The sequence below is a fragment of the Microbulbifer sp. genome, from assembly GCF_036563125.1.
In the GTDB taxonomy this organism is placed as follows: Bacteria; Pseudomonadota; Gammaproteobacteria; order Pseudomonadales; family Cellvibrionaceae; genus Microbulbifer.
On sequence record NZ_DATCMV010000077.1, the window covers coordinates 1 to 7,652 of the forward strand.

Consider the following 7,652-nt stretch of genomic DNA (forward strand, 5'->3'; position numbering starts at 1 on the left):
CTCCCAGGTTCGCGTAATTACCTTCCCAGCCGGCCAAACTCGCTCTCTAACATGCTTTCCATTTTCCTGGCGGCTCCCGTAACCGCCTGGTCAAGTGTTGTCGCACTGTCGTTGACCGCAACAGGCTGCAGACCAGCAACCCGGACTTCCAGCATACAGTGTGTCTCCATGATATCCCCATGGTCCGCACTGCGTTTTTCACCCAAGTGCACTTCCATGCGTGTGATCTTTTCCGTGAAATGTTTCAGTACGCGTTCGAGGATCTCGCGGGTGTGCTCTTCAAGCGACTCATTACCTTCAATCGTCCTGTCGGTATTGACCTGGATTTTCATAGCAACTGCCCTATAGCTTGCACATGCACTGAGCGCATGGCGTCAGCGGCAACAGTGAGTACTGGTGTTGGGTGAGAGATGAATTCAGTATGGCACGGCGAAGCGATCACCCGGCCAGAATCCTCCAAGGTGCTTTCGGATGTCAGGCGCGGCATACTGGAAACCGGGCTGCGCAGGGAGTTGCGATGGCCTACCGCCGGCTACTTTTCTACGGGCCTTCTAACCCAGAGTGAGAGCAGGCCGCCGAGATTGAACCAGCCGCGCTTCTTCCCGCCATCCGCGGTATCGCCACTGCGCTGCTGGTGAAACAGTTTGATCAGTGCCTCGGCTTCTTCTTCCTGAAACTGCAGCGGCGCAAAGTGCGGATAGCCGCGGCTCCTCACAAACTCTCGCACGGCCTGCTCCACCGGAACGTACTTCATGGACCAGTCGGCAAACAGGCGATGGGGTATGGTCTTCAGGGACAGGATGGTCACGTCGCGGTGGCGCGGATCGGCGGCGATGCGCTGGTAGGTCTGGTTGACCGCCTTGCGGTCGCCTTCCAGCGCTTGGAAAAAATAACCATCACCGAAATACAGCACGCCACCAATATTTTCATGACTGTTATTGCGGCGGCTCTGCATCAGGATTCGGGCTACCGACGGTTCAACCCCCTGCTTGACCGGTGCGGGCTTAAACGCCGCCTGGCTGGCGTACACCAACCGGATTAATTCACTCATAACAGCTGCCCACTGGGTTGCGGATGTAGTCGCCTTCATACGCAGTGATGCCGCATCCGGATCATTTGATGCCGCGGGCAGCAGCGCTCATTCGTCAAAGTCATCCCAGTAGGGCGGATCACCAAAATAACTGCTGATGAATTCGATAAATACTTTGAGTTTTGTAGCCAGCAGTTTCCTGTGCGGGTAGACGGCGTAAAGTCCGAGTGGCTCCGGCTCAAATTCCCGCAGAATCGCTGTGAGCTTGCCCGCTTTGATCGCGTCGCCGACGATGAACGTCGGCTGCAATACATAGCCCTGTCCGGCAATGGCGGCCTGCATCAGGATCTCGCCATTGTTGCTCGCGAGGCTTGCAGCAGCGGTAGCACGACTTCTTTTCAGCGCGAGCATCAGTCGCGACTCGGCGGGGCTGGGTTCCAGATAGCTATAGCGCAGGTAGTGCTCCAGGCGTAAATCCTCCGGGGTTTCAGGTACGCCTTCCCGCTGCAGGTAGTCCGGCGATGCGCATACCACCAGCCGTATCGGTGCCAGGCGCCGGGCAATGAGCGAAGAGCTCTTCAGCTTGCCGATACGCAGCGCTACATCAAACCCCTCCTCCACTACGTCCACCTTGCGATCGTTGAGCTGTAGTTCCATACCGACCGCCGGGTGCGCCTTCTTAAAGTCGCCGATCAACGGCGCCAGGTGGCGGGTGGCAAAGGTAACCGGGGCGCTGATACGCAGCTGCCCCTGGGCCTCGCTCTGCATCTCGCCCAGCTGGCTCTCCATGTCCGTCAGGCTTTCCAGGATCTGCTGGGCGAACTGGTAGCACTGCTGCCCCTCCTCCGTCAGGCGCACACGCCGCGTGGTGCGGTTGAACAGGCGCACCTTCAGGTGCTCCTCCAGTTGCGACACGTACTTGCTGACCAGCTGGTTCGACAGGTTCAGCTTGTCCGCCGCCTTTTTGAAGCCACCCTCGTCGGCGACCGCCACAAAAGCATTCAACGCGCTAATTCGGTCCATGGGTTATGCCCAGCCCAATTACCAACAATTCGTTGATAGTAGCCCAACATATCGCCCGTTTATAGGTCGCCACGTTGTGATTAGACTGATTTCCAAGCTGGTGAGGTTTATACACCAAGCCCAAACCCAACAATGTGGAGAACGGTTATGAACACTCAATTGATCAACAAGGTTTTGAACTCAAACGCTGGCCTGGGCGCATTGGCCCTACGCGTGCCAGTCGGTGCCATCCTGGCGGCCCACGGCGCGCAGAAGCTGTTTGGCTGGTTTGGCGGCTACGGCCTTGAAGGCACCGGCCAGTGGATGGCGAGCATTGGCCTGGAGCCCGGCTACCTGATGGCCCTGCTGGCGGGCAGCGCGGAATTCTTTGGCGGACTGGCGCTGGTGCTCGGCCTGTTGACCCGCCCCGCTGCCGCCGTGAGTGCGGTCACCATGCTGGTGGCGATCTTCAGTGCCCATATCAGCAACGGTTTCTTCCTCAGCAACAACGGCTTTGAATATGCACTGGCGCTGTTCGGCGCGACTCTGGCACTGGCCATCCAGGGTGGCGGTGCCTACGCCGTGGACAATGGCCTCCGCAGCATCCTGGCCGAAGGTAGCAACGGGGATGCCGTGTTACCCGCAGGTCGTGCAGCCTAACCACCGCAAGTCGTCTTTCGCCCCCAGCCGGGGGCGAAATTCTGCATTGAGACGAGGTGACAAGATGTTAGTGAATGGAGTCTGGAAGGAAAACTGGCAACCGGTACAACAGGCGGACGATGACGGCCGCTTTATTCGGCAAACCTCCTCCTTCCGCAATTGGGTGACCGTAGACGGATCGGCCGGTGTGACCGGTAGCGCTGGATTCAAGGCGGAAGCCGGTCGCTACCATTTGTATGTGGCGTATATCTGCCCCTGGGCGAGCCGCGCGCTGATGGCGCGAGAATTAAAAGGCCTGACGGATGTTGTGAGTGTTTCTGTAGTCAACCCGGTGCTGACCGATCAGGGTTGGGCCTTCGGTGGTTTTGCCGGCAGCGACAGCGATGACCTGAACGGTGCGCGCTATATGCACGAACTCTACACCCACGCCGACCCGACTTTCACCGGGCGCGCCACGGTGCCGGTGCTGTGGGACAAGCACACCGGAACCATCGTCAACAATGAGTCCGCGGATATTGTGCGCATGTTTAACAGCGCCTTTAGCCATATTCGCGATTCCGGGCCCGACCTGTATCCGACTGGGCTGGAAGCGGAAATCGACGCGTTGAACACTTACCTCTACAGCGAACTGAACAACGGCGTTTACCAGGCCGGTTTTGCCACCACCCAATTCGCCTACAAAGAGGCATATAGCCGTGTGTTCGCGGCGCTGGATGCCATGGAATCCCGGCTTGCCGATGGCCGCCAGTATTTATGCGGGGATGCGTTTACCGAGTCGGATATTCGCCTGTTTGTGACCCTGGCGCGCTTTGATGCCGCCTACTACAGCCTGTTCAAGTGCAACCGTAATTCGATCAAAGAGATGCCGCATCTGCACCGCTATATGCACCGGATACTGTCCCTTGAGGGCGTAAGCGATACGGTCAGGTTGGAGCACATCAAAGCGGGCTACTATTCGATTAAGGCTCTCAACCCCACGGGTATTGTTCCGGATGGCCCGGGGGGTCTTTAACGCGGCAAGTGGCTGACCGAAAAAATGGCTAGATGTTTCCTGGGTCTTTGGCTGGCAATGCTGGCGGGAGTTGCAATGGCAATTGAAGAACCGGCGTACACCGTCACCGAGCAAGTGGCTCCCTTCGAGCTGCGCACTTACGCGCCCAGGATTGTGGCGGAGGTGGTGGTGTCGGGCTCCATGGACCAGGCGTCGAGTACCGGGTTTCGCCTGCTGGCCAACTACATTTTCGGCAACAACACGGCGAGTGGCGGCGGCAGTGCGAAAATCCAGATGACCGCGCCGGTGGGCATCGAGCCGCGCTCGGAGAAGATCAGCATGACGGCGCCGGTTAGCATGCAGGAAAGTGACGGGCGCTGGCGCGTCACCTTTGCCATGCCAGCCAGCTACACCATGGAAACCCTGCCCCGCCCCAACAATGCCGCGGTGACCCTGCGCGAAATTCCGGAAACCCGCGTTGCGGTAATCCGCTTCTCCGGTGTTGCCAGTGAACGGAAGGTCGCCGAGAAAACGTCCGAGCTGCTGGCCTGGCTCAGTGAAAAAGGTTTATCGCCCACTGGCGATCGGGAACTGGCGCGCTACAACCCGCCGTGGACACTGCCATTCCTGCGCAGGAACGAGATCCTGATGGAGTATCAGTGATCAGATGAAATAAAGCTGAGCCTATTTCTTACCGCTGAACAGGCTGCACCAGCCGTCGGGGCTGATGGGCCCCTCCACCACCTGGCAGCCGTCAGGCGCGGTGAAGAACTGGCAGTCTGCGCATTTCTGGCCGTCCTTGGGCGAATCCTGATATTGCACCGCCGATTTCGGGGCCTTGTTCTGGGCGAGCGCGCGGTCAGTGGCAATCATTGCCACGGGTAACAGTACCGTGGCGCAGGTCGCGAGCTTGAGAAACTTACGTCGAGAAATATCCTGATCCCGTTTGCACATGCTTGCTTACCTCAGCAGTTCGGGGATTAAGAAAAATGCATTTCTGCCTTTCAGATTAGATCGGGATTACAGATCCGATAAATCTGAGGTGACCGGAAAGTACAGGCAGCGTTTCAGGAGTGGGATTCCATACGCCCTACTTCCCGTTTGATCTCATCGAGGATCATCTGCCGCGCGGTGGGTTCATCCACATCGGGGATATCCCACTCCATTGCCTTGAGATATTTATCCACCAGGTGCACCACATCTTTGTCCAGCGACTTGCGGTGCTTGTCCATCTCGATTTGCTCCATCGACGCCATGAAAGTACCCCTTACTGTTGGCATTCCACACAAGAATAGACGTTATTTTCATCCTGTATCGTTCACTTTTTAGCCAAAGGACAGTTCAGCGGTCATTCAGTTAAAAACCGTACGATAGTGCCATAGCCAAAAATCAAAATCGGCCGTCCAGTCTCCGACGGCATTTGCTGTGATCGCATTGCCGTGCCCAAATGAATAAAAGACTGCTGTTGCCCATTCTGTTCGCGATCGCTACAACTGCCGGGTGCAGCATGGCGCCCTATCAGCATTCGTCGGAAGAAGGCGTATCGTCGCCGAAGAACTCCTCGCAGCAGCCCAATCAGCAACCCACACAAACGCAATCAAAACAGGTCACTCAGGTACCGTATTCAGATTTGGTCAAGGCCAGCCTGTACCGGCAGCACCGCGAATGGAAAGGTACCCGCTATCAGCTCGGCGGCATGAGCAAGCGCGGTATCGACTGCTCGGCACTGGTGTACCTGACCTATCGCGACCATATGGGTATCGAGCTGCCACGTACCACCGAACTGCAGGCGCTGGAAGGCAGGGAAATCAAGCGCGACGACCTGCGCGCGGGAGACCTGGTATTTTTCAGGACCGGCCGCAGGGGGCGGCATGTGGGGATTTATATCGAGGACGGCAAGTTTTTCCACGCCTCGGCATCGAAAGGCGTCACCATTTCTCATATGGCCGATTACTACTGGAAAAACCGCTACTGGCGGGCGCGCAGGCTGGATCTGACAGACGGCAAGTAGCTGCCGCCCGTCTTCACAGCAGCGCGAGAGGATCAGTACTGGAAGGCTTCCTCCTCTTCCTCATCCAGCGACTCCAGTGATAACTCAAAACCGGTAGCGGTTTTCAGCACACCACTGCGTTCGCCCTCTTCCTCAGAGACCGGCGCCTTGGGCTTCTTGCCCTCTTCATAGAGCTTGATGCGCAACCGCAGGTTGTTGGCGGAGTCCGCATTGCGGATCGCGTCATCGAGGCTGATACGGCCTTCCACATAGAGTTTGAACAGCGCCCCGTCAAACGTCTGCATACCGAGGTTTTCCGAACGCTCCATGATCTCCTTGATGGAGTGGAACTCGCCTTTGAGAATCAGCTCGTTGATGGTCTGGGTGCCCAGCAGAATTTCCACCGCCGCGCAGCGCTTGCCTTCAACCGTGGGGACCAGGCGCTGGGAAACAAATGCGCGAATATTCTGCGACAGCGACATCAGCAGCTGCGGGCGGCGCTCCTCCGGAAAGAAGTTCACAATCCGGTCCAGTGCCTGGTTGGCGTTGTTGGCGTGGAGGGTAGAAATGGCCAGATGGCCGGTTTCCGCAAACGCGATCGCGTGCTCCATGGTTTCGCGATCGCGGATTTCGCCGATCAGAATCACATCGGGAGCCTGGCGCAGGGTGTTCTTCAGTGCGGCGTGGAAGCTGCGGGTATCGACACCCACTTCCCGCTGGTTGATCACGCTCTTCTTGTGCCGGTGCACGTATTCGACCGGGTCTTCGATGGTGATGATGTGGCCACCGCTGTTGGTGTTGCGGTGATCGATCAGTGCGGCCAGCGAGGTGGATTTACCAGAGCCAGTACCGCCGACAAACAGCACCAGGCCACGCTTGGCCATCACCACATCCTTGAGAATCGGCGGCAACTTCAGGTCGTCAAATTTCGGAATCTCGGTGACGATATTACGCGCAACAATCGAGACCTGATTGCGCTGCCAGAAGATGTTGATGCGGAAGCGCCCCACATTGGGGATGGTCATGGCCAGGTTCATTTCCAAGTCGCGCCGGAACTCTTCCTGCTGCGCCTCGTCCATGATCTCCATGGCGATCTTCTCGATCTCCCCGGGGGCCAGCGGCTCTTTACCCAGGGGCTTCAGCACGCCCTGGAATTTCGCACAGGGCGGCGCACCGGTGCTGAGATAAAGGTCTGAGCCATCATTTTTGGCAAGTACGCGAAGGTAGCCGGTAAAATCCATCGATACAGTTCCTGTTGGCGCGCAAATCTTCGGCCGCACAGCTTATCCAAAACAGGAATTCCGACAAAGCAAAATAACGAGAACTGCGTCACACAAGCAAAGAGATTCAGTTATCCATTAAGGGCTCACCGAGCCATTCTCTTCCACCAGTACATCGAATAATTACGGGAAAGCCATGCGCCACCTTTTAGCCGCCCTTCTCCTGATCACCTCCGCTTCCTCCCAAGCCGCGGAAGTGGCATTCACCTTCGACGATGCCCCGAGAAATGCCTCTGGATATTTCGACGGCCCCACGCGCGCAAAAAATCTTCTGCAGCAACTGGAAGAACACAAGATTGGCAAGGTCGCATTCTTCGCCAACACCAGTGATCTCTCGGGAGAAAAACTGCAGCGGCTGCAAACCTATGGCGATGCCGGCCATATCATCGCCAACCACAGCCACACTCATCCGAACTTCAACCAGACCAGCCTGCAGGACTACATCGATAATGTGGCTGAGGCCGATAAAATCCTCGGCACCTTTCCCACCTTCAAGAAGTGGTTTCGCTTTCCCTACCTGCGTGAAGGAGACACTGCAGCCAAGCGCGATGGCATGCGGCAATACCTGCAGCAGAACGGCTATACCAATGCCTACATCACGCTGAATAACTACGACTGGCACATTGAGGTCCTGTTCCAGGAGGCGGTGGCCAAGGGCATCGCTGTCGATCTGGACAGGTTGCGCCGCTTCTATGTGGA

General features: G+C 57.3%; 11 protein-coding genes. 5 read left to right on the plus strand and 6 right to left on the minus strand.

Annotation, left to right across the window (positions count from 1 at the left end):
- Positions 1-17: 17 nt before the first annotated feature.
- The 3 genes from VIL80_RS06185 to VIL80_RS06195 all read right to left on the minus strand — a co-directional run bounded on the left by VIL80_RS06185 (position 18) and on the right by VIL80_RS06195 (position 2,053).
- Positions 18-332: an HPF/RaiA family ribosome-associated protein gene (locus VIL80_RS06185; RefSeq protein ID WP_332035271.1), complete on the minus strand. Its 315-nt coding sequence runs from the start codon at positions 330-332 to the stop codon at positions 18-20.
- A gap of 200 nt (positions 333-532) precedes the next feature.
- Positions 533-1,051, minus strand: a complete 519-nt coding sequence (locus tag VIL80_RS06190; RefSeq protein WP_332035272.1) for a BLUF domain-containing protein — start codon at positions 1,049-1,051, stop codon at positions 533-535.
- An 87-nt stretch (positions 1,052-1,138) separates the two neighbouring features.
- Positions 1,139-2,053, minus strand: coding sequence for a LysR family transcriptional regulator (locus VIL80_RS06195; RefSeq protein ID WP_332035273.1), 915 nt, complete (start codon positions 2,051-2,053; stop codon positions 1,139-1,141).
- 147 nt (positions 2,054-2,200) lie between these two features.
- Between VIL80_RS06195 and VIL80_RS06200 the strand changes: the two genes are divergently transcribed.
- The 3 genes from VIL80_RS06200 (at position 2,201) to VIL80_RS06210 (ending at position 4,346) form a co-directional block, all read left to right on the plus strand.
- Complete coding sequence (locus tag VIL80_RS06200) at positions 2,201-2,692, plus strand: DoxX family protein (RefSeq protein ID WP_332035274.1); 492 nt, start codon at positions 2,201-2,203, stop codon at positions 2,690-2,692.
- A gap of 64 nt (positions 2,693-2,756) precedes the next feature.
- Positions 2,757-3,704, plus strand: coding sequence for a glutathione S-transferase family protein (locus VIL80_RS06205; protein WP_332035275.1), 948 nt, complete (start codon positions 2,757-2,759; stop codon positions 3,702-3,704).
- A 75-nt stretch (positions 3,705-3,779) separates the two neighbouring features.
- Positions 3,780-4,346 (plus strand): SOUL family heme-binding protein, encoded by a 567-nt coding sequence (locus VIL80_RS06210; protein WP_332035276.1) that lies wholly within the window; start codon positions 3,780-3,782, stop codon positions 4,344-4,346.
- Positions 4,347-4,367: 21 nt separating this feature from the next.
- Here VIL80_RS06210 and VIL80_RS06215 read toward each other — a convergent pair whose 3' ends face one another.
- Entirely contained in the window at positions 4,368-4,637 is a 270-nt protein-coding gene (locus tag VIL80_RS06215) for a high-potential iron-sulfur protein (RefSeq protein ID WP_332035277.1), read from the minus strand.
- Positions 4,638-4,750: 113 nt separating this feature from the next.
- Positions 4,751-4,939, minus strand: a complete 189-nt coding sequence (locus VIL80_RS06220) for a hypothetical protein (RefSeq protein WP_332035278.1) — start codon at positions 4,937-4,939, stop codon at positions 4,751-4,753.
- Between the two features lie 191 nt (positions 4,940-5,130).
- On the opposite strand from VIL80_RS06220, the gene VIL80_RS06225 reads away from it, so the two are divergent.
- A complete protein-coding gene (locus tag VIL80_RS06225; RefSeq protein ID WP_332035279.1) occupies positions 5,131-5,694 on the plus strand; it encodes an NlpC/P60 family protein in 564 nt (187 codons plus the stop codon).
- A 32-nt stretch (positions 5,695-5,726) separates the two neighbouring features.
- On the opposite strand, the gene VIL80_RS06230 is transcribed toward VIL80_RS06225, so the two are convergent.
- The gene (locus tag VIL80_RS06230; RefSeq protein WP_332035280.1) at positions 5,727-6,914 is read right to left on the minus strand and encodes a PilT/PilU family type 4a pilus ATPase; all 1,188 of its coding nucleotides are present in this window, start codon (positions 6,912-6,914) and stop codon (positions 5,727-5,729) included.
- 175 nt (positions 6,915-7,089) lie between these two features.
- On the opposite strand from VIL80_RS06230, the gene VIL80_RS06235 reads away from it, so the two are divergent.
- Positions 7,090-7,652, plus strand: a 563-nt coding sequence (locus VIL80_RS06235; protein WP_332035281.1) for a polysaccharide deacetylase family protein, incomplete at its 3' end; no start/stop codon positions are given.

What these genes read in the sequence shown, in the direction of transcription:
- VIL80_RS06185 (WP_332035271.1), bottom strand. Translation starts at nt 332, where the DNA reads ATGAAAATCCAGGTCAATACCGACAGGACGATTGAAGGTAATGAGTCG.
- VIL80_RS06190 (WP_332035272.1), bottom strand. Translation starts at nt 1,051, where the DNA reads ATGAGTGAATTAATCCGGTTGGTGTACGCCAGCCAGGCGGCGTTTAAG.
- VIL80_RS06195 (WP_332035273.1), bottom strand. Translation starts at nt 2,053, where the DNA reads ATGGACCGAATTAGCGCGTTGAATGCTTTTGTGGCGGTCGCCGACGAG.
- VIL80_RS06200 (WP_332035274.1), top strand. Translation starts at nt 2,201, where the DNA reads ATGAACACTCAATTGATCAACAAGGTTTTGAACTCAAACGCTGGCCTG.
- VIL80_RS06205 (WP_332035275.1), top strand. Translation starts at nt 2,757, where the DNA reads ATGTTAGTGAATGGAGTCTGGAAGGAAAACTGGCAACCGGTACAACAG.
- VIL80_RS06210 (WP_332035276.1), top strand. Translation starts at nt 3,780, where the DNA reads ATGGCAATTGAAGAACCGGCGTACACCGTCACCGAGCAAGTGGCTCCC.
- VIL80_RS06215 (WP_332035277.1), bottom strand. Translation starts at nt 4,637, where the DNA reads ATGTGCAAACGGGATCAGGATATTTCTCGACGTAAGTTTCTCAAGCTC.
- VIL80_RS06220 (WP_332035278.1), bottom strand. Translation starts at nt 4,939, where the DNA reads ATGGCGTCGATGGAGCAAATCGAGATGGACAAGCACCGCAAGTCGCTG.
- VIL80_RS06225 (WP_332035279.1), top strand. Translation starts at nt 5,131, where the DNA reads ATGAATAAAAGACTGCTGTTGCCCATTCTGTTCGCGATCGCTACAACT.
- VIL80_RS06230 (WP_332035280.1), bottom strand. Translation starts at nt 6,914, where the DNA reads ATGGATTTTACCGGCTACCTTCGCGTACTTGCCAAAAATGATGGCTCA.